This window comes from Pseudoxanthomonas gei, assembly GCF_010119615.1.
In the GTDB taxonomy this organism is placed as follows: Bacteria; Pseudomonadota; Gammaproteobacteria; order Xanthomonadales; family Xanthomonadaceae; genus Pseudoxanthomonas_A; species Pseudoxanthomonas_A gei.
This window is the reverse complement of the sequence record NZ_QOVG01000003.1, coordinates 132,985-153,267: the sequence shown is the minus strand read 5'-3', so window position 1 is coordinate 153,267 and position 20,283 is coordinate 132,985. Positions and strand designations below refer to the sequence as shown.

Annotated in this window: 20 protein-coding genes; 9 read left to right on the top strand and 11 right to left on the bottom strand. The window is 66.0% G+C overall.

All coding sequences use genetic code 11. The annotated features are described in order from the left end of the window. Window positions 1-22 precede the first annotated feature (22 nt). The 3 genes from DT603_RS05720 to DT603_RS05710 all read right to left on the bottom strand — a co-directional run bounded on the left by DT603_RS05720 (window position 23) and on the right by DT603_RS05710 (window position 2,722). On the bottom strand, window positions 23-964 hold the full coding sequence (locus DT603_RS05720; RefSeq protein WP_162348904.1) for an electron transfer flavoprotein subunit alpha/FixB family protein: 942 nt from the start codon (window positions 962-964) through the stop codon (window positions 23-25). Further along, window positions 964-1,710, bottom strand: a complete 747-nt coding sequence (locus tag DT603_RS05715) for an electron transfer flavoprotein subunit beta/FixA family protein (protein ID WP_162348903.1) — start codon at window positions 1,708-1,710, stop codon at window positions 964-966. Before DT603_RS05715 ends, DT603_RS05720 begins: the two co-directional genes overlap by 1 nt. Before the next feature lie 109 nt (window positions 1,711-1,819). Next, window positions 1,820-2,722: an ATP-grasp domain-containing protein gene (locus DT603_RS05710; RefSeq protein WP_162348902.1), complete on the bottom strand. Its 903-nt coding sequence runs from the start codon at window positions 2,720-2,722 to the stop codon at window positions 1,820-1,822. A gap of 113 nt (window positions 2,723-2,835) precedes the next feature. On the opposite strand from DT603_RS05710, the gene DT603_RS05705 reads away from it, so the two are divergent. The 3 genes from DT603_RS05705 (at window position 2,836) to DT603_RS05695 (ending at window position 6,693) form a co-directional block, all read left to right on the top strand. Beyond that, entirely contained in the window at window positions 2,836-3,582 is a 747-nt protein-coding gene (locus tag DT603_RS05705) for a CoA transferase subunit A (RefSeq protein ID WP_162348901.1), read from the top strand. Further along, window positions 3,582-4,217: a CoA transferase subunit B gene (locus DT603_RS05700; protein WP_162348900.1), complete on the top strand. Its 636-nt coding sequence runs from the start codon at window positions 3,582-3,584 to the stop codon at window positions 4,215-4,217. Before DT603_RS05705 ends, DT603_RS05700 begins: the two co-directional genes overlap by 1 nt. Before the next feature lie 124 nt (window positions 4,218-4,341). Continuing rightward, window positions 4,342-6,693: a reprolysin-like metallopeptidase gene (locus tag DT603_RS05695; RefSeq protein ID WP_162348899.1), complete on the top strand. Its 2,352-nt coding sequence runs from the start codon at window positions 4,342-4,344 to the stop codon at window positions 6,691-6,693. Between the two features lie 179 nt (window positions 6,694-6,872). On the opposite strand, the gene DT603_RS05690 is transcribed toward DT603_RS05695, so the two are convergent. Further along, a complete protein-coding gene (locus DT603_RS05690) occupies window positions 6,873-8,510 on the bottom strand; it encodes an electron transfer flavoprotein-ubiquinone oxidoreductase (protein WP_162348898.1) in 1,638 nt (545 codons plus the stop codon). 80 nt (window positions 8,511-8,590) lie between these two features. Here DT603_RS05690 and DT603_RS05685 point away from each other — a divergent pair, with 80 nt between their 5' ends. Continuing rightward, window positions 8,591-9,202 carry an alpha-ketoglutarate-dependent dioxygenase AlkB family protein gene (locus DT603_RS05685; protein ID WP_162348897.1) on the top strand — a complete coding sequence of 204 codons (612 nt, stop codon included), beginning with the start codon at window positions 8,591-8,593 and terminating at the stop codon, window positions 9,200-9,202. An 18-nt stretch (window positions 9,203-9,220) separates the two neighbouring features. Here the strand turns inward: DT603_RS05685 and DT603_RS05680 are convergent, their stop codons facing one another. The 4 genes from DT603_RS05680 to DT603_RS05665 all read right to left on the bottom strand — a co-directional run bounded on the left by DT603_RS05680 (window position 9,221) and on the right by DT603_RS05665 (window position 12,956). Then, window positions 9,221-9,862, bottom strand: coding sequence for an ABC-type transport auxiliary lipoprotein family protein (locus tag DT603_RS05680; RefSeq protein ID WP_162348896.1), 642 nt, complete (start codon window positions 9,860-9,862; stop codon window positions 9,221-9,223). Next, window positions 9,859-10,785: an MlaD family protein gene (locus DT603_RS05675; protein WP_162348895.1), complete on the bottom strand. Its 927-nt coding sequence runs from the start codon at window positions 10,783-10,785 to the stop codon at window positions 9,859-9,861. The genes DT603_RS05680 and DT603_RS05675 overlap by 4 nt, the downstream gene beginning before the upstream one ends. 5 nt (window positions 10,786-10,790) lie before the next feature. Beyond that, window positions 10,791-11,609, bottom strand: coding sequence for an ABC transporter ATP-binding protein (locus tag DT603_RS05670; protein ID WP_162348894.1), 819 nt, complete (start codon window positions 11,607-11,609; stop codon window positions 10,791-10,793). A gap of 138 nt (window positions 11,610-11,747) precedes the next feature. Then, window positions 11,748-12,956, bottom strand: coding sequence for an ABC transporter permease (locus DT603_RS05665; protein WP_425500938.1), 1,209 nt, complete (start codon window positions 12,954-12,956; stop codon window positions 11,748-11,750). A 16-nt stretch (window positions 12,957-12,972) separates the two neighbouring features. Here DT603_RS05665 and DT603_RS05660 point away from each other — a divergent pair, with 16 nt between their 5' ends. Then, complete coding sequence (locus DT603_RS05660) at window positions 12,973-14,220, top strand: threonine/serine exporter family protein (protein ID WP_162348892.1); 1,248 nt, start codon at window positions 12,973-12,975, stop codon at window positions 14,218-14,220. A 487-nt stretch (window positions 14,221-14,707) separates the two neighbouring features. Here DT603_RS05660 and DT603_RS05655 read toward each other — a convergent pair whose 3' ends face one another. From DT603_RS05655 to DT603_RS05645, 3 genes are all read right to left on the bottom strand, one after another. Beyond that, entirely contained in the window at window positions 14,708-16,402 is a 1,695-nt protein-coding gene (locus DT603_RS05655) for a proline--tRNA ligase (protein ID WP_162348891.1), read from the bottom strand. Window positions 16,403-16,468: 66 nt separating this feature from the next. After that, window positions 16,469-16,747: a DUF4124 domain-containing protein gene (locus DT603_RS16195; protein WP_162348890.1), complete on the bottom strand. Its 279-nt coding sequence runs from the start codon at window positions 16,745-16,747 to the stop codon at window positions 16,469-16,471. Beyond that, a complete protein-coding gene (locus tag DT603_RS05645) occupies window positions 16,748-17,161 on the bottom strand; it encodes a DUF4124 domain-containing protein (RefSeq protein ID WP_162348889.1) in 414 nt (137 codons plus the stop codon). 94 nt (window positions 17,162-17,255) lie between these two features. On the opposite strand from DT603_RS05645, the gene pssA reads away from it, so the two are divergent. From pssA to DT603_RS05625, 4 genes are all read left to right on the top strand, one after another. Further along, window positions 17,256-18,035, top strand: coding sequence for a CDP-diacylglycerol--serine O-phosphatidyltransferase (pssA, locus tag DT603_RS05640; RefSeq protein ID WP_162348888.1), 780 nt, complete (start codon window positions 17,256-17,258; stop codon window positions 18,033-18,035). Then, the gene (locus tag DT603_RS05635) at window positions 18,032-18,454 is read left to right on the top strand and encodes an alanine acetyltransferase (RefSeq protein ID WP_162348887.1); all 423 of its coding nucleotides are present in this window, start codon (window positions 18,032-18,034) and stop codon (window positions 18,452-18,454) included. Before pssA ends, DT603_RS05635 begins: the two co-directional genes overlap by 4 nt. Continuing rightward, complete coding sequence (gene rimI / locus DT603_RS05630) at window positions 18,451-18,957, top strand: ribosomal protein S18-alanine N-acetyltransferase (protein ID WP_162348886.1); 507 nt, start codon at window positions 18,451-18,453, stop codon at window positions 18,955-18,957. The genes DT603_RS05635 and rimI overlap by 4 nt, the downstream gene beginning before the upstream one ends. An 89-nt stretch (window positions 18,958-19,046) precedes the next feature. After that, on the top strand, window positions 19,047-20,237 hold the full coding sequence (locus DT603_RS05625) for a phosphoglycerate kinase (protein ID WP_162348885.1): 1,191 nt from the start codon (window positions 19,047-19,049) through the stop codon (window positions 20,235-20,237). Window positions 20,238-20,283: the final 46 nt, after the last annotated feature.

Below are 20,283 nucleotides of genomic sequence, written 5' to 3'. Positions count from 1 at the left end.
AAAGAGCGGAAGTGGCGGCCAGTCAGGCCAGTTCGGTCTGCAATTCGGGCAGGATCTTGAACAGATCCCCGACCAGGCCGATATCGGCGATCTCGAAGATCGGGGCTTCGGCATCCTTGTTGATGGCCACTATGGTGCCGGCATCCTTGATGCCGGTGAGGTGCTGGATGGCGCCGCTGATGCCGATGGCGACATAGAGCTCGGGCGCGATGATCTTGCCGGTCTGGCCGACCTGCATTTCATTGGGGCAATAGCCCGCATCGACCGCGGCACGCGAAGCGCCCACGGCGGCGCCGAGCTTGTCGGCGAAGGCGTAGATGACCTGGAAGTTCTCTTCCGAACCCACGCCGCGGCCACCGGAGACCACGCGCCTGGCGCTCTGCAGGTCGGGACGGTCGGACTTGCCGGCGGCCAGGCTGACGAAGCGGGTATGGCTGGGCAGGGTGGCTTCGACCGCTACGGCTTCGATTGCCGCGCTGCCACCTTGCGCGGCTTCCGGCCACGAGGCGCTGCGAATCGTGGCGACCACGACGTGATCGGCCGGCGCTTCCACGGTGATGATGGCGTTGCCGGCGTAGATGGGACGCTTGAAGGTATGGCTGCCTTCCACCGACATCACATCCGACACCTGGGCGGTGCCAAGCAGGGCCGCCACGCATGGCATCAGGTCCTTGCCGAAGGTGGTGGAGGGGCCGAACACGTGCGTGTAGCCGGCCGCCAGCTTCGCGATCTGCGGCGCGAGCACCTGGCCGATGGCATGGGCGTTGGCTGCATTGGAAACGGTCAGCACCCTGGCGACGCCGGCAATCTGCGCGGCCTGGGCGGCGACTGCGGCCGGCTCGGACGCCAGCACGGTGATGTCGATGGAATCGGGCTTGAGGGCCAATGCGGCGCTGACGGCCTTGGCGGTGGCGGCGTTGAGCTTGCCGTCCAGGTGTTCGGCGATGACCAGTACCTTGCTCATTACAGCAACCCCTTCTGCTTGAGTGCGGCGACCAGTTCGGCCGCGTCCTTGACCATCACGCCCTTGCCGCGCTTGGCTGGGGCTGCGTAATGGGTGGTCTTCAACGTGTCGCCGCTGTCCACGCCCAGATCGGCGAAGGCGATGCTTTCCAGCGGCTTGCTCTTGGCCTTCATGATGTCGGGCAGCTTGATGAAACGCGGTTCGTTCAGGCGCAGGTCGGTGGTGACCACCGCCGGCAGGTCGACTTCCAGGGTTTCCAGGCCGGCGTCCACTTCGCGGGTCACTGTGGCCTTGCCGTCGGCAATCTGGACCTTGCTGGCGAAAGTCGCCTGCGGGCGGCCCCACAGCGTGGCCAGCATCTGCCCGGTCTGGCTGGAATCGTCATCGATGGCCTGCTTGCCCAGGATCACCAGGTCGGGTTGTTCCTTTTCCACCAGCTTGAGCAGGGTGCGGGCCGCAGTCAGCGGCTGGATGGGGCCGTCGACCACCACGTGGATGGCGCGGTTGGCGCCCATGGCCAGGCCATTGCGCAGGTGGGCCTGGGCATCGGCCGGAGCGATGGTGGCCACGATGACTTCGGTGGCGATGCCCTGGTCGCGCAGGCGCAGGGCTTCTTCCAGGGCGATTTCGTCGAAAGGGTTGGCGGAAAGCTTGACGCCTTCGGTGACCACGCCGGAACCATCCGGTTTGACCTGAACGCGGACGTTGTAGTCCACCACGCGCTTGTAGGCGACGAGAATCTTCATCCTGCGGGAATTCCTGGAAATGGAGGGAGTGGCCCCGGCATGAAGGCAGCTGGCCGAGGGCAGGAGCGGATTTTACCGTCCAGGGGCAGGCCGTGCGAGTGCGTACGGATCAGGCATTCACGTGACGGGCCAGGTTGGCCACGAATCGCTCGGCACTGCCGGGAGCGTGGGCGAAGAACAGCGAAGGCTCGATCAATTCCAGTTCCAGCAGTCGCGGCTGGCCGGCGTCGTCGCGGAGCAGGTCGATGCGCGCATAGGCGGGCGGTGCCTGCAGTTGCAGCAGGCTGGCCAATGCCGACAGTACGGTTTCAGCGAGCTGGCGCTCGGCTGGGTCGGCCTGGCGCGGGCTGATGTCGCCACTGGCGTGGGGCGTGGCCGTGGCGGGCTGGTCGGGATGCAGCAGTGCGCCCTTGTTGATGGCGTGGCTGAACTGACCGTCGAAATAGACCAGCGCCACTTCGCCCAGGCTGTCCACCGAGCGCAGGTAGGGCTGCAGCATCACGCTGCGGCCCTGTTCCAGCAGCCGGGCAATATGGTTGCCAGCGGCAAAATCCTGCGCGCGCGAGTAGCGCTGGGTATCGCGGGCGCCGGCACTGACGGCCGGCTTGACCACGAACTCCGCCGCCGCCTCGCTGCCCAGGAACGCCTGCAGGGCTTCCAGCGGCTCGGCGTCGGGCTCGACGAATGCGGTGGCGACGACGGGCACGCCTGCCGCCCGCAGTTCAGCCAGGTAATGCTTGTCGGTATTCCAGCCCACGATGTCGAGTGGATTCAACAACCGGGTCACTTGCTGCACGTGCCCGCACCAGCCCAGGAATTCGGCCAGGCGCTCGGTGTAGTCCCAGGGCGAGCGCAACAAGGCCATGTCGAAGCGGCCCCAGCTGATCGTCGCATCGTCCCAGGCCACGATGCGGGCGCGGAGTCCGGCGGCATTGCAGGCGGCCAGCAGCGGTGCAAGGTCTTCATCGTGGCCGGTCGCGGCAACGGCAGTGACAAGGGCGATCGTCTTCATGGCCCGAGTTTAAGGGGGCAGGCGGCCGTGGCGGGGCTATTGGCCGAAAGTACCTGTGTGGTCCCAGGGCAGCTGGTTAAAATGACGATCAATTTCCGGATGGATGAAAGGTCATGGCCGAAGCGATCGCCTCCCCGCCTGCGCGCAACGGAGCCCGGAGCAAGCTCTTTCCCAGCGCCGATGCAGCATTGAAGGGCGTGGTCGCCGACGACCAGGTGGTTGCAGTCGGCGGCTTCGGACTCTGCGGCATTCCCGAGGCCCTGATCCTGGCACTGCGCGACAGCGGGGTGAAGGGCCTGACCGCCATTTCCAACAATGCCGGCGTCGATGGCTTCGGCCTGGGGCAGCTGCTGTCCACGCGCCAGATCCGCAAGATGATTTCCTCGTATGTCGGCGAAAACAAGGAGTTCGAGCGGCAGTACCTGTCAGGCGAACTGGAACTCGAATTCAATCCGCAGGGCACCCTGGCCGAGCGCCTGCGCGCGGGCGGGGCGGGGATTCCCGCGTTCTTCACCCGCACCGGCTACGGCACCATCGTGGCCGAGGGCAAGGAAACGCGCGAATTCGATGGCCACCATTATGTGATGGAGACCGCGCTGAAGGCCGACGTGGCGCTGGTCAAGGCCTGGAAGGCCGACACCGCCGGCAACCTGGTCTACCGCAAGACCGCGCGCAATTTCAATCCTGCCGCCGCCACCGCCGGGGCGGTCTGCATCGCCGAAGCGGAAATCATCGTCGAGGTAGGCGAACTGGATCCCGACCACATCCACACGCCGGGCATCTACGTCGACCGCCTGGTGCACAACCCGCATCCTGAAAAACGCATAGAAAACCGTACCGTGACCGGAGGAGCCCGCTGATGGCCTGGACCCGCGATGAAATGGCCCAGCGCGCCGCGCAGGAATTGACCGATGGCGCCTATGTGAACCTGGGCATCGGCCTGCCTACGCTGGTGGCCAACTACATTCCCGAAGGCATGGATGTGTGGCTGCAGTCCGAGAACGGGCTGCTGGGTATCGGTCCGTTCCCGACCGAAGAGGAACTGGACCCGGACCTGATCAACGCCGGCAAGCAGACCGTCACGGCCCGCAAGGGCGCCAGCTATTTCGGCAGCCACGATTCCTTCGCCATGATCCGCGGCGGCCATATCGACCTGGCCGTGCTGGGCGCCATGCAGGTCACCGACCAGGGCGACCTGGCCAACTGGATGGTCCCGGGCAAGATGGTCAAGGGCATGGGCGGGGCGATGGATCTGGTGGCCGGGGTCAAGCGCATCGTGGTGCTGATGGAACACGTGGCCAAGGACGGAAGCCACAAGATCCTGCCGCAATGCGACCTGCCACTGACCGGCGTGGGCGTGGTCAACCGCATCATCACCGACCTGGCCGTGTTCGATGTCACCCCGGAGGGGTTGCTGTTGCTTGAAGCGGCGGCCGGCGTATCGCACGAGGAATTGCAGGCCCGGACCGGGGTACCGTTCAGGACCTCGCCTTAACAGGGGCAATGGCTGAACGCAGAAAGGGGCGGACGGGGGAAATGTGGCCTGGGTCTGGGGCTTGTAAAGGCAAGCTGCGATAACGTGTGTCCTCCTCCCCACTTCCGTTTCTGGAAGGTATGCAATGAAGACCCGATTGGGCGCACTGGCCATTGCGGCCTTGTTGGCCGCATGCTCCGGACAGGGCGGCGACACAAAACCAGGCGTCACCCAGCAAACGGGCCCGGCGGCGAACAGCCCGGGCGCAGTCAGGAATCCCGGCGGGCTGGCGCCGCTGGCGCGAAGCAAGCCGGGCCTGCTGGGGGACGCGCCTGACAAGGGCGCGCTTTTCACCTTCGACAGCCAGGCAGGCATCAAGCACCAGGGCGCCTACACCCTGCGCCCGGTGCGACTGAGCGAAGAACACGCCTTCCGCGCGATGGCCGCGGGGGTAATGACCGTGCCTGCCCCTGACGGCAGCCAGATCAGGATCCGCTACGAGCGGCATGAAGAAAGTACTGACGGCAACTGGTCGTGGATCGGCAGGGTCATCGGCGGTGATGCGGCCCAGGAGGCGATCTTCACGTTCGGCGAAGAGGCCGTGTTCGGTTCGATTCCGCAAGCCGGCGGCCCGGCCTTGCGGCTGAGTACCCAAGGCGGACAGGTCTACCTGATGCAGGCCGATCCGGCCCTGCTGATAAGAGGGGGCGGCACAGGAAGCGATGTCATGACGCACACGCGTTCGGCTGCCGACCTGCAGCAGGCCGATGCCTCGCTGGTGGGAATGGCGCAGGCGAGGGCAGCAGCGCTCGCACCGGCAGGCGCATCGACGAACGCGTTCGACGCCACCAATACCCTGGACCTTGTGCTGGGTTACACCAACGGCTTCGTTGCAGCCAACGGCGGCCCCAGCGTCGCTCTCACGCGCGTGAATTTCCTGGTGGCCGTTGCCAACCAGGCGCTGTTGAACAGCAACGTCAACGCACGTGTTCGCCTGGTCCAGGCGTTGCAGGTCGATTACACCGATGGAACCGAAAACGGCGATGCGCTCCACCAGTTGACCGGCAACGACGGCACCAGGGCGATCACGCCTGCCCCATCGCTCCTGCCCTTGCGGACGGCGCGAGATCAATACGGCGCCGATCTCGTGACCCTGGTCCGGGATTTCCAGCCGCAGAACGGCGGCTGCGGGATCGCCTGGCAAAATGGTTCGAATGGCGCGAACATCACCGCCGCCGGTGACGCGCGATTCGGCTATTCGGTAGTCAGCGATGGAGATTATCCGCAGTCAGGCAGCACCTATTACTGCGAGGACGTCAGCCTGGTGCACGAGTTGGCCCACAACATGGGCTCCGCGCACGACGTTGCCAACGCAGGCGGCCAGGGCCGCTATCCCTACTCCTATGGTTACAAGACCGCCGCCACAGCCGGCAACTTCTATACCGTCATGGCTTACGGCGACAAACAACAGCAGTTGTACCGCCTGTTCTCCAATCCGCGCGTCACGATCTGCGGCGGCCTGCCGTGTGGCGTGGCCAACCAGGCCGACAATGCGCTCAGCCTGAGCCAGACGATCCCGATCGTTGCCAGTTTCCGCGCCGTGGTCGTGCCGATGGCCACTACCTTGATCACTCTCTATGACTCAAGGAGCTACGACGTAAACGGCGATGGAAAGTCCGATCTGCTGTGGAATCTCGATGCCGGCGGGCAATGGGTTTACTGGACCATGGATGGGCCCAACAGACTCGGCGGTAATGGATACGGCGTGGGTAGCGGGTGGTACATCGTTGCTACCGGTGATTTCCGTGGGGATGACCGCCTGGATGTGATCTGGTCCGATGGCACCAACATGCAGTTGTGGGATGGATCAGGCACCAGCTACGCCGGCCTGGCGATGCAGGGTTATCCGCGTGACTACCAGGTTGTAGCCGTTGGGGACCTCAATGCAGATGGAAGGGATGACCTGGTCTGGAGGAATGCAGCGGGCATGGTCGGCACCTGGCTCATGAATGGCCCTTCGGTGATCGGAAGCGCGTCGTACAGCGTCGCGCCCGCCTGGAGAGTCGTCGGCAGTGGCGATATGAACGGTGACAATCGCCTGGACATCGTGTGGACCGACAACAGCTCGATGCAGTTGTGGACAGGATCAGCCGGCGGCTTTACCGGAGCGATGATGCCCGCCTACCCCACCGGCTGGAATCTGGTCGGCATCGGCGATGTGAATGGTGACAACTTCGATGACCTTCTCTGGAGATATCCGGCGACAGGTGAAATCGCATACTGGCGCATGTCGGGAGCCAATCGTGTTTCCGGCAGCGGGTTTGCGGCATCCACAGCCTGGAGGCCGGTACAGGTGGCGGACTTCACGGGAGATGGCAGGGTCGACATCATCTGGACCAACGGGCAGCAGATGCAGATGTGGATTTCCCAGGGCGGCACTTTCTCCGGCGCCGTCATGCAGGGCTACCCGGTGGACTGGACCGCGATACGTCGCTAGGCAACAGGAGCCGACATCAGGTTCCGCTTGCGCTCCCCGTCAACTGCGGCTTGGCCATGCCGCCTGAAGAAAACGGGCTTGCGGAGAGACAAGCCCGTTCTGCCTGCGAAGCTTGGATACCCAGGCCGCAACCAAATACCCCGCGCGGCCCTGGACTGGACGCGGTGCGGGGATTGACCTCACAGGTTCTGGTAGTTCGGCCCCGATCCGCCTTCCGGCGTGACCCAGGTGATGATTTCGTACGGGTCCTTGATGTCGCAGGTCTTGCAGTGCACGCAGTTGGCGGCGTTGATCTGCAGGCGCTTGCCGGCGGCGTCCTCGACGATCTCGTAGACGTTGGCCGGGCAGAAGCGGGTGCAGGGGTTGTCGTATTCCTCGCTGCAGCGGGTGATGCAGATGGAGGTGTCGGCGACCTTCAGGTGCACCGGCTGGTCTTCGTCGTGCTCGGTGGCTGCGTAGTACACACCCTGCAGGCGATCGCGCGGGGCCAGGGTGCGTTGCACGTAGTCGCGTTTGGGTTCCTCGTGCGCGCCGACCCTGTCCAGCGAGGACCAGTCCGGCTTCACCTTGAGCGTCCACGGCGACAGCCCGCGGGTCATCGTTTCCCAACCCGCGTTCAACATGCCCAGCCACAGGCCCTTCTTGAAACCGGGCTTGATATTGCGAACCTCGTGCAGTTCCTTCATCGCATCGGAGGCGCGCAGCTTCGCATCGAAACCCGCCGGATCCATCGACTGCGCCAGGTGTTCGGCAGCCAGCATGCCGCTGCGGATCGCCTGGTGGGTGCCCTTGATCTTGGGCACGTTGAGCAGGCCGGCGGTGTCGCCGATCAGCAAGGCGCCCGGCATCTCCACCTTGGGCAGCGACTGCCAGCCGCCGGTGACGATCGCACGCGCGCCAGCCGACAGGATCGTGCCGCCTTCCAGCAGCGGTGCGATCAGTGGATGGTTCTTCCATTGCTGGAAGGCTTCCCACGGCTTGTACTGGGGATCCTTGTAATCCAGTCCGCTCACATAACCCAATGCGATCTGGTTGTTGTCCAGGTGGTAGAGGAAGCTGCCGCCATAGGTGCGATTGTCGGCGGGCCAGCCCAGCGTATGCACGATCTTGCCAGGCAATACGCGGCCTTCCGGCACCTGCCACAGCTCCTTGATGCCGATCGAATAAGCCTGCGGGTCGCTGTCCTGGTCCAGTGCGAACTGCTTGACCAGGCGCTTGGTGAGGTGCCCGCGCGCGCCCTCGGCCAGCACGGTGACCTTGGCATGGATATCGATGCCGGCGGTGTAGCCAGGCTTGTGCGAACCATCGCGGGCCACGCCCATGTCACCGATGCGCACGCCGATGACTTTCCCTTGCGCATCGTGCAGCGTTTCGGAGGCGGCGAAGCCGGGGTAGATCTCCACGCCCAGTGCTTCGGCCTGCGGCGCCAGCCACGCGCACATCGCGCCGAGGCTGACGATGAAGTTGCCATGGTTGTTCATGCCGGGCGGCACGAACGGGAACTTGCGGCCGCCGGTCTTGCCGAGGTGCCAGAACTCGTCTTCCGTCGCCGCCACGCATACGGGGGGCGGCGCATCGCGCCAACCGGGCAGCAACGCGTCCAGCGGGCCGGGCTCGATCACCGCGCCTGACAGGATGTGGGCGCCGATGGTGCTGGCTTTCTCGATGACGCAGACGCTGATGGCGGGATTGAGCTGCTTGAGCCGAATGGCGAAAGACAGGCCTGCGGGACCCGCGCCGACGGTCACGACGTCGTATTCCATCACGTCGCGTTCGATCGCGTCAGGTGGGATCACGCCGGCTTCGACATCGCTCATCACTTGCTCCGTGGCTGGTTCTTGGCTGTGGTCATTTTCAGTGTTTGCGCCGGAAGGGGCAAATCCGCGAGCATGTCGGCATGACCGTACTGCGTCCCTTGACCGCGAATGGTGGCGAGCCGGCGCTGCCAGGTTCGGAACTCTGGTATGCGGCCCAGTGGCTGCCTTCCGCGCCGGCCGATGCGCTTTTCAAGGTATTGCGCGACACCATTGAATGGGAAACCCATCGCATCCGCCTGTTCGGCCGTGAAGTGGGCTCGCCGCGCCTCAGCAGCTGGATAGGCGATGCGGGCACGGCCTACACCTATTCGGGCGTGCGCTTCCAGCCGCATCCGTGGCCTGCGGCGCTTGCGGACCTCCGCCAGCGGCTGGCGGAGGAACTGGGTTGCGAATTCAACAGCGTGCTGGCCAATCTCTATCGCGACGGCGCCGACTGCATGGGCTGGCATGCCGACAACGAGCGCGAGCTGGGCACGCGGCCGGTCATCGCCTCGTTGAGCCTGGGTGGGACGCGGCGCTTCGTGTTGAAGCATCGCCAAGAGCCTTTGCGCAAGCTGGAGCTGGCCTTGCCGCACGGCAGCCTGCTGGTGATGCGTGGCGACACCCAGCAGAACTGCCGGCATGCACTGCCGCGCACGACCCGGGCGGTCGGCGAACGCATCAACCTGACCTTTCGCCGGATCGCCAGCTAGGAGCAGACAGACTGCGGGTCAGCGTTTTGCGCGTGCGTCGGCCTCGCCGGTGGTAAGCACCCAGCCGACAAGCTGGCTTCCCACCTTCTCCAGGGCGCGGTCGAACGCGGCCGCAACCTGTACGACCTCGGTGCCGGCGGCAGGCTCGGCCTGCAGGAAAGTGCGTGAGGCCACGATGCGCTGGTCAGTGGCGTGCAGCAGCTTGGCCGTCAGTTCGATGGTGGCCGCGGGAACCGCGTTGCCGGCGTAATCGGCTTCATAGCGGCGCAGGTCCATGACCAGTTTGTAGTCGGCACGGACGCCACTGCCGGCGCGGGCGACGGCGGGGATTTTCCCGGAATCCTCCAGCGCACGCAGTACGGTGGTTTCAACCAGGTCGGTGGAAGGTTGCGACCAGCTCACGCCCTTGTAGACCTGCAACTCGCCGGGTACCGGTCGCACCGAAATACGGGCACTGTCGACGATGCGCGCTGCAGTGGGCTTGGAAACCGACAACTGCCAGGCCACCGAAGGCCAGGCCGGGTCGGCGGCAACCTTTACTTCCGGCGCGTAGATCGTCACCGGGTCACGTTGCTTGCTGCCCAGCACCGAGCAGCCGGCGAGCAGCGTCACTGAAAGGGACGCGGCTAGGAACAGCGTGGCGGATCGCATGGGTTTCATTTCGGCTCGAACTCCTTGGGTGCGTCGCGGCCCAGCAGGTAGCGCGTCGGGTTGCCTTCCAGGCGGTCGCTGACCTGGCGCAGGTCGCGGATCAGGCTGCGCAGTTCCGACAGGGTGGGGCCTAGCTGGCCCAGCCCGTCGCTGGCGAAGCTGTTGATGGCGGCGCGGTTCTCGCCGAGGATCGCATCCGCATTGCCGGCCGCCTTGTCCAGCTTGGACAGCGTGCTTTCCAGCTTGCTCAATATCGGCGGCAACTGCTTGACCAGGTTCTGGTCCAGCCGCTGGATGGTGCCGTTGGTGGTATCCAGTGTGCGGTCCAGGTTGGTGGCCGCATCGCGCGCGCTGGCGATCAGCGACTGCAGGCCTTCGTCGCGGCTGGCCAGCGAGCCGCTGATGGTTTCAAGGTTCGCCAGGGTGGCCCCGATGCGCGCGACGTTCTGGTCGCTCAGCACCTGGTCAAGGCGTTCGACGATGCGGTTGGCGGTGTCGGTGATGTTCTGCAGGGCCGAAGGCGCCGTCTGTATGACGGGCACTTCGCGCTTGTCCACTGAGGTCAACGCCTGCGCCTGCGGGGTGCCGCCACTGAGCTGGATGATGGACGGCCCGGTGAGGCTGGTGATGGCCAGCTTGGCGCGGGTATCGGTCTTGACCGGAGTGCTGGCTTCCAGGCGGATCCGCGCGATCACCTGGCGCGGGTCGTTGGGCGCGAGCGAGAGCTTGGTGATGGAACCCACGGCGATACCGTTGTACTGCACCGGGCTGCCAACCGAGAGCCCGGTCACGGCCTCGCGGAACACCACGTCGTATTGCTGCCAGCTGCGCTCGGACGAATACTTCGCCGCCCACAGCCCGAACAGCAGCAGTGCCGCGGCGATGATGATGGTGAACGCCCCTATGAGGACGTAATTGGCTTTGGTTTCCATGGTTCTCAGGGCGCCTCTGCTCTGGTTCTTTCTAGGTAGGCATCGCGGCCGTCGCGCGCGGCGCGCGCACGTGGGCCGTGGAAATATTCCTGCACCCACGGGTGGTCAAGCTTCTCGACCTCGGCTATCGGCGCATTGACCACCACCTTGCGGTCGGCCAGCACCGCAACGCGGTCGCAGATAGCGTACAGGGTGTCCAGGTCGTGGGTGATGAGGAACACGGTCAGCCCCAGCGCCTGTTGCAGCGTGCGGATCAGGCGGTCGAAGGCGGCCGCGCCAATCGGATCCAGCCCTGCGGTGGGCTCGTCCAGGAAAAGCAGCGGTGGATCCAGCGCCAGCGCCCGTGCCAGTCCGGCGCGCTTGCGCATGCCGCCGGACAGCTGCGAAGGCAGTTTGTTGAGCGCATCGGCAGGCAGTCCGGCCAGCTTCACCTTCAGCAGGGCCAGCTCATAGCGCCAACTGTCCGGCAGCTCGCCATGGTGCTCCTTCAGCGGCACCTGCACGTTCTCGCCGACCGTCAGTGACGAAAACAGCGCGCCATCCTGGAACAGCACGCCGGTATTGCGCTGGATGTGCTGTCGATGCTCCAGGCGGGAGGAACGCGCATCGGTGCCCAGCACCTCCATTTCGCCTGCATCGGGTATGCGCAGCCCCAGGATGGAGCGCATCAGCACGGACTTGCCGGTGCCCGAGCCGCCGACCACGCCCAGGATTTCGCCCCGCTGCACGTCCAGGTCCAGGCCTTCGTGCACGACCTGCTCGCCGAAACGATTGGTCAGCCCGCGAACCGAGATGATGGGGGAAGGGGATGCGTTATCGGGCATGTCGGTCGAAGGCGGTCAATGGTGAAGTCGGCGGCTGCGCCGCCTGCGAATGGCCAATGAAAAGCGAAAGCCGCGCGCTTTCACTTTCCCATTGGCAGAGCGCGCGGCGGGCGACTTTACTCTTCACTCTTCACCTCGCTACCAATCCATCTTCATGAACCACAACGCGGCCAGCGCATCGAGGATGATCACCAGCGAAATGGTCTGCACCACGCTGGAGGTGGTGCGTTCGCCGACCGATTGCGCGGTGCCTTCCACCTGCAGTCCTTCCAGGCAGCCGATCAGTCCGATGATCAGCGCGAACACCGGCGCCTTGGACATGCCGACGAAGAAATGCCGTACTTCCAGGGTCTCGTGCATGCGCGCCAGGTACATCTGCGGCGGGATGCCGAGGTCGAACGCACCGACGGTGATGCCGCCGGCCAGGCCCGCCATCATCGCGATGAAGGTCAGCAGGGGCAGGGTGATCAACAGAGCCAGCACGCGAGGGATCACCAGCAGGTCGATCGGGTCCAGGCCCAGGGTGCGGATCGCGTCGATTTCCTCGCGGCTCTGCATGGCGCCGATCTGCGCGGTAAATGCGCTGGCGGTGCGCCCGGCCAGCACGATGGCAGTCAGCAGCACTGCGAACTCCCGCAGGAAGGCGATGCTGACCAGTTCGACCACGTAGATCTCGGCACCGAAGTCGCGCAGGATGGTCGAGCCGAGGAAGGCGATCACCGCGCCGACCAGGTAGGACAGCAGGATCACCAGCGGCACGGCGTCCAGGCCCACCTGTTCCATGTGGAAGACGGTGGCGGTGACGCGCAGGCGCCGCGGCTCCTTCAGGGTGCGGAACATCTTCACCAGGTTCTCGCCGGTGAAGCTGACCAGCGACATCATTTCCTTGGCGTTGTCCTGCACCTGGTAGCCCAGGCGCCCCAGCGCGGCGATGAAGCCGTAGTCGCGTTTTTTCTTCGGACGGTCGTCGGCCACGTCTTCGATGGTCGACACCAGGGCCTGGTGTTCCTCGCGGAACTGCAGGTCGTCCATTGCGATCTCATTGCGCGCGGCATGCCGCAGCAACTGCAGCACGCCGGCCGAATCAATGCGGGAAATGCCGGTCGCATCGATGACCCTGGCAGCGGCCGGGATTTCGCGCAGTCGCTCTGCGACCTGCAGTGCGGTGGCCAGCGTCCATTGCCCCGCGAGCCGTACCCGCGAGGGATCGGCGTCGTCTGTTTCAAAGCGGGGGCGGGCGTCGGTCGGGGTCATATTGGCGCGAGGGCGAGCATACAGGCAGGCGGTTGCCTCAGGGTGAGCATACCGATCCGCATGCAGGCCGCCCGGTCCACCACGCCGTGGCAAGCTCTAGACTACCTGCATGTCGCACGCCACCACGCCTACCGCCACCTATGCACAGCGGATCGCCTTCGTCTGCGAAACCGCCAGCCGCCTGCACACCTATGGCACCACCGCGCAACGGCTGGAAGGCGCGGTGGTCGCGCTGTCGACCCGGCTCGGCCTTGACTGCGAACCCTGGTCCAATCCCACCGGCTTGATCCTCAGCTTCAGCGATCCCTCGCGCCCGCTCGGTGCCAGCGACACCACCCGGGTCATCCGCCTGGCGCCGGGCGAGAACGACCTCTACAAGCTGGGCGAATCGGATCGTATTGCCGAGGCCGTGGCCGGTGGCGCCATGAGCATCGCCCAGGGCCACACCGCGCTGCGCTCGCTGGACAGCAAGCCCAGCCTGCGCTGGCGCGCGACCCAGTTGCTGGCGTTCGCGCTGGCCTCCGGCGCCGTGGCCGGGCTGTGGCGCCTGCCGTGGATCGACATCGCCACCGCCACCGTGATCGGCCTGCTGATCGGCGTGCAGTCGGTATTGAACGAGCACCGGCCGCGCCTGCGCGAAGCCAGCGACGCGGTCTCGGCGCTGGTGGCCGGCATCGTCGCGGTGCTGGTGTCCACCTTCATCCAGCCACTCAACCTCAACAGCGTGATCATCGCTTCGCTGGTGGTGCTGCTGCCCGGCATGACCCTGACCAATGCGGTCAACGAATTGACCAGCGGGCATCTGGTTTCAGGCACGGCGCGATTCGCCGGCGCCATCGCCACCATCCTCAAACTGACGGTGGGAACGCTGATCGCGCTGACCCTGGCCCAGCTGTGCGGGCTGTATCCGGAAGTGCGCGCGCTGCGGCCGCAGCCGGACTGGGTGGAATGGACTTCGCTGGTGCTGGCAGCCTATGCGTTCGCGGTATTGTTCAAGGCCCACCGGCGCGATTACGGCTGGGTGATGGCGGCGGCGATCTGCGGTTACCTGATCTCGCGCTTCGCGGGCGAGGCCTGGGGCAGCCCGGTCGGCATCTTCCTGTCGGCGCTGGCGATCACCGCGGCTGGCAACCTGTTCGCACGCTGGGCCAACAAGCCCGGCGCGATCATCCGGGTGCCGGGCATCATCATGCTGGTGCCCGGCAGCAATTCACTGCGCGGGGTGATCAGCCTGATGCAGCAGCAGGACGTGGTGGTGGGCAACACGGCGCTGATGGCGGTGGTGAACATCGTCATGGCGCTGGTAGCGGGGCTGCTGTTCGGCAACCTGCTGTTGCCGGCGCGGAAGAATCTCTGAACCTCGATGCGTCGGGGTGAGTGTTTTTTCAGTCGTCATCCCCGCGAAGGCGGGGACCCAGGGACTTAGCTTGTCTTTGAGATGCAAAAGCGTTGACCAGCTTCGCTGTTGAGAGCCGCGCTTTGCGCGAGTCACTTTTCTTTGAACGGCAAAGAAAAGTAACCAAAAGAAAGCCGCCCCCGTATCAAGTACGGGGCAGGCTCTGACGGCGCGCCCGGCGATGAAGCTGCCGGGTCCGCAAGCCGGTCGGGAATTTCCGTAAGACATATCCTGTGTCTACGGAAACGGCGCACATCCATGTGCGCCGCCCCTTCGGGGTTGACCCGACCGGCTTGCCGCTCCTCACGGGGTCGGAAGTCAAAAGCCAGAAGCTAAGAGCCAGGAGCTAAGAGCCAGGAGCTAAGAGCCAGGAGCTGATTGGCGCGTGGCCATACGAAGAAACGCCGGCATTGCCGGCGTTTCGGGCGTCGAGGTGAGCTCTCGTCAACTAACGGATCAACTTCGCCAGCAACTCCTCACGCCCCAGATTCTCCGCCTCGCTCGCCCGCCGCGCGCGGTACTCGAAGGTCCCCGCAGCCAGGCCGCGTTCGGAGATCACCACGCGGTGCGGGATGCCGATCAGTTCGATGTCGGCGAACATCTGGCCCGGGCGCAGGCCACGGTCGTCGAGCACGGCGTCGATGCCGGCCGCCTGCAGCGTGTCGAACAGCTGTTGCGCCGCCTCGTTCACCGCCGCGTCGCCCTTGGGATTGATGGTGCAGATGGCCACCGTCCACGGCGCCATCGGCTCGGGCCAGATGATGCCGGCAGCGTCGTGGTTCTGCTCGATCGCCGCGGCCACGATCCGCGATACGCCGATGCCGTAGCAGCCCATGCTGAGCACGGTGGCCTTGCCGTTTTCATCCAGCACGGTGGCGCCCATCGCCTCGGCGTACTTGCGGCCCAGCTGGAACACGTGGCCGACCTCGATGCCGCGCACGATGCGCAGCTCGCCGCCGTCCTGGGCGCGGTCGCCGGCGACCACGTTGCGGAGGTCGGCAACGGTTTCCGGTTCGGGCAGGTCGCGGCCCCAGTTGACGCCGGCGATATGGAAGCCGGCTTCGTTGGCGCCGACCACGAAGTCGGCCAGCGCCGCCACCTCACGGTCCGCCACGACGCGGATGGTCTTCTTCGCGTTGATCGGGCCCAGGAAACCGGGCTCGCTGCCCAGGTGTTCCAGGATTTCGGCTTCAGTGGCCATGCGGTAGTCAGCCAGCCCTTCCACCTTGCCCAGCTTGATCTCGTTGACCGTGTGGTCGCCGCGTACCAGCGCCAGCACGAAGCCGGCGCCGGTCATCACCGCGATCGACTTGGCGGTGCGTGCCAGTTCGATGCCGAGCAATGCCGCGACTTCCTCGCAGGTCTTCTGGGTCGGCGTATCGACCTTGCGCATGGCCTCGCTGGCGGCAATGCGCGCGGCGGGCAGCGCGGCCTGCGCGGTTTCCAGATTGGCTGCGTAGTCCGAGCCGGTGGAGAACGCGATGGCGTCCTCGCCCGAATCGGCCAGCACGTGGAACTCCTGCGAAGCGTCGCCGCCGATGGCGCCCGAATCGGCCAGCACCGCACGGAAATCCAGGCCCAGGCGGGTGAAGATGCGGGTGTAGGCGGCATGCATGTTGTTGTATTCGGCGACCAGGCCCTCATCGCCCAGGTGGAACGAGTACGCATCCTTCATCAGGAATTCGCGCGCGCGCATCACTCCGAAGCGCGGACGGATCTCGTCGCGGAACTTGGTCTGGATCTGGTAGAAGTTGACCGGCAACTGCTTGTAGCTGGCCAGTTCCTGGCGGGCGAAGTCGGTGATCGCCTCCTCGGCCGTGGGGCTGTAGCAGAACTCGGCTTCCTTGCGGTCCCGTATCTTCAGCAACTGGGGGCCGAATTTCTGCCAGCGCCCGGTTTCCTCCCACAACTCGCGCGGCTGGATGGTGGGCATCAGCAACTCGATGGCGCCGGCGCGGTTCATTTCCTCGCGGACCACCGCCTCGACCTTGCGCAGCACGCGCAGGCCCAGCGGCGACCACGTGTACAGGCCGGACGCGAGCTTGCGGACCATGCCGGCACGCAGCATCAGCTGGTGGCTGACGATTTCGGCGTCGGCGGGAGTTTCCTTGGTGGTGCGGAGATGGAATCGCGACAGGCGCATCGGAGGTATTCACGGCGAGGGGCCGGGCATTTTGCCAGCTGTGGCGCCGGCCTGCGGGTTTTGCGCTCAGTCGGAGCGCCCACCTTTAACCGTGATGCCCCGGTCGGGGTCGCGATCGATGCGCTCGTAGCGCCCGTGAGCGGGTGGTTTGTCGCTGATCTGCAGTACGCCGGCGTCGTCGCGCCAGCGATAGAGCGAGGGTCGTGCGTCACGTGCATTCGCCGCGGCGGCCCGTTCGGCGCGCCGCTCCCTGGCCTGGCGCTTATCGGGCGCCTCGCGTGCCAGCCACCAGGCGACCCCGGCGCCCAGCAGCAGGCCGGCCACGATCGCCCAGAACGGACGCACTCAGCCGCCTGCGGTAGTGGCCGGTGTGCAGTAGGCCTTGGCCGCGGCGGTCGCCAGCTCGCGCTGGTTGAGGCGATCCTCATCGCTCAATGCCTTGTCCGGCTTGCCGTCGCCATCGGTGTCCTGCTGCACGGCGCCGGCACCGGCCAACAGCTTCAGGTTTTGCCTGGCCGTGGCGCATTGCGGGCTCTCCACGGATTTGCCGGCCGCCACTTCTGCCACCGGCTCACCACGGTTATCGATGCGGCGGTCCTTCACTGTCTGCCCCGGGGGCGGGCTGTCGGAATAGTGGGTGACGCCGCGGGCGTCCTTCCACTGGTACACCTTCTGGGCGAACGCGGGTGCGCAGGCGCCGGCCAGCAGCAGCAAGGCAATGGCCGGGGTCAGGAGTGTTGGTTTGGACAGGGCACGCATGGCGGCCTCCAGGGTGGGTAGGCGGGGAATGGTCCTGATTGCAGCATTGCCGGGCCGGACTGGCAAGCAGCCCGGGTGGGCTAAACTGGGACGCATGGACGAAAACAAGCAAGCACCGCGCTCGCGCAGCATCTACCTGTTGCCCAACCTGTTCACCACGGCGGGCCTGTTCTCGGGGTTCTACGCGATCATCGCCGCGTCCAACGGCGAGTTCGTGCATGCCTCGATCGCGGTATTCATCGCCGCGATCATGGATGGGATCGATGGCCGGGTGGCGCGCCTGACCGGCACCAGCAGCGACTTCGGCGTGCAATACGACTCGCTGGCCGACCTGGTGAGCTTCGGCATGGCGCCGTCGCTGGTGATGTACCACTGGGCGCTGTCTTCGCTGAAGTTCGATGGCAATGTGATGGGCCGGGTCGGCTGGGCGGTGGCGTTTCTGTACGCAGCCTGCGCCGCGCTGCGGCTGGCCCGCTTCAACACCCAGGTCGGCAGCGTCGACAAGCGCTGGTTCATCGGCCTGGCCAGTCCTGCGGCGGCGGGCCTGATGATGTCCTTCGTCTGGGCCTTCGCCGACGGCGACCTGGGCTGGAGCGGTGAGCAACTGCGTTACGTGGCCCTGGGTGTCACGCTGATTTCGGCCCTGCTGATGGTCAGCCGCATCCGTTTCTGGAGCTTCAAGGGCACCGGCAAGGGCGGAGCCAAGGCTGACCGCATTCCTTTCTACGCACTGTTCCTGGTGCCGGTGGTGATCGCGGTGCTGGCCATGGACCTGCCGCGCGCGTTGCTGGCCATTGGCGTGGTCTATGCCCTCTCGGGCCCGGGTTACTGGCTGTGGCGGCGCTGGCGCAAGACACCGGAGGCCGTGGCGTGAGCGAGTTGTGGTCATCGCAGCAGCATGAATGGCTGACCGCGCTGGGCCACACCGTGTACGTCCCCGGTTCTGCGGAGGCGCCGGCTGTGGCTGCCAGGCCAGCGCCGGAGGAAGCCACCCGCGCGCCGTCGCGGACGCAGGCCGCGCCACCCCCCCCAACCGCGCCACGCAAGCTTGCCCCGCAAGCCGACGCCGGCGCCCCGGCCGGCACGGCTTCGGCGCCACGCCGCGCGGCCTCGCGGCTGCCGGACAAGCTGCATTTCGCGCTGATCCGTGCCTCGGGCTGCGACCCCAATACGCCTGAAGCCGCGGCCGCCATCGCCTTGTGGCCGGCTTCGTCCGAACTGCGCGGCAATCCCGCGGCCAAGCGCGCCTTGTGGCCGCAGCTGCGCGCGCTGCGCAGGCGGCAACCGGGATGAGCGCGGTCAAGGTCGGCGAGGAAAACGCGGGCGCCGCGATGCGCGCCATGCGCGAATCCGACCTTGAGGTGATCCTGGCAATCGAACAGCGCGCCTATCCGTTCCCCTGGACGCGCGGCATTTTCCGCGACTGCCTGGCGGCCGGTTACCCGGCCTGGGTGCTGCAGGAGCGCGGCCTGGCCATCGGCTATGCGGTGATCAGCGTGGCCGCCGACGAGGCCCACATCCTCAACATCTGCATAGCCCCCGAACGACAGGGACGCGGCCACGGTCGCCAGTTGCTGCGTTCGCTGGTCCAGCTGGCCCGGGACCTGGGCGCGGCGCGCATTTTCCTGGAAGTGCGCCCTTCCAATCCCAACGCCATCGCCCTGTACCACGACGAAGGCTTCAACGAAATCGGGCGCCGTCCGCGCTACTACCCCGCGCGCGATGGCCGCGAGGACGCGCTGGTCATGGCCATGGAACTGGTCGGCGGCGAGATCGACAGGATGCCCGACCTGTAGTGCAGCGTAAGCCGGCGCGCGTCGCTGCGGGTTTGCCGCATCGGTTGCGAGCCGGGACAATGGCGGCCCGACCCATCACGGAACACGCCATGTCCATCCTCCGCATGACCGATCTCGACCTCGCCGGCAAGCGCGTCCTGATCCGCCAGGACCTCAACGTGCCGATCGAGCACGCGGACGGGCAGCCGGCGCGCATCACTTCCGAGCAACGCATCACCGCCTCGCTGCCGACGTTGCAGCTGGCACTGCAGAAAGGCGCCGCGGTCATGGTCACCTCGCACCTGGGCCGGCCGAAGGAAGGCGTGTGGAGCGAAGCCGATTCGCTGGCGCCGGTCGCCGCGCGCCTGTCCGAACTGCTGGGCGTGGAAGTGCCGCTGGTCAGGGATTGGGTTGACGGCGTGGATGTCGCCCCCGGCAGCGTGGTGCTGCTGGAAAACTGCCGCATGAACGTGGGCGAGGGCAAGGACGACGAGGCCCTGGCCCGCAAATATGCAGCGCTCTGCGACGTGTTCGTCATGGATGCCTTCGGCACCGCGCACCGCGCGCAGGCCTCCACCCATGGCGTCATCCGGTTCGCGAAACAGGCCGCGGGCGGTCCGCTGCTGATGGGCGAGCTGGACGCGCTGGCCAAGGCCCTGGACCAGCCGTCGCGCCCGTTGCTGGCCATCGTCGCCGGCAGCAAGGTGTCGACCAAGCTGGAACTGTTGTCCAGCCTGGTCGACAAAGTCGACCAGCTGATCGTCGGCGGCGGCATCGCCAATACCTTCATCGCCGCAGAAGGCCACGGCGTGGGCAAGTCACTGGTGGAAATGGACCTGCTGGACACCGCGCGCCAGATCATCGCCGACGCGCGCGCCCGGGGCGCCGACATCCCGGTGCCCACCGACGTGGTGGTGGCAGCTGAATTCAAGGCCGACGCCGTGGCCACGGTGAAGCAGGTGGCCGAGGTGGGCGCCGACGACATGATCCTGGACATCGGCCCGGACACCGCCGCGCGCTATGCAAGGCTTATCGAAGCGGCCGGCACGGTGGTCTGGAACGGGCCGGTGGGCGTGTTCGAATTCGACGCCTTCGGCAAGGGCACCGAGACCCTGGCCCGCGCGATTGCCGCGTCGAAGGCCTTCTCCATTGCCGGTGGCGGCGACACCCTGGCCGCGGTCGACAAGTACGGCATTGCCGGCGACATCGGCTACATCTCCACCGGCGGCGGGGCCTTCCTGGAATTCCTGGAAGGCAAGGAACTGCCGGCGGTGGTCGCGTTGCAGGCACGCGGGAGCTGATCTAATAGAGGCGGCGGTCCTGGTTACGGTGCTTGGGGAAGCATCG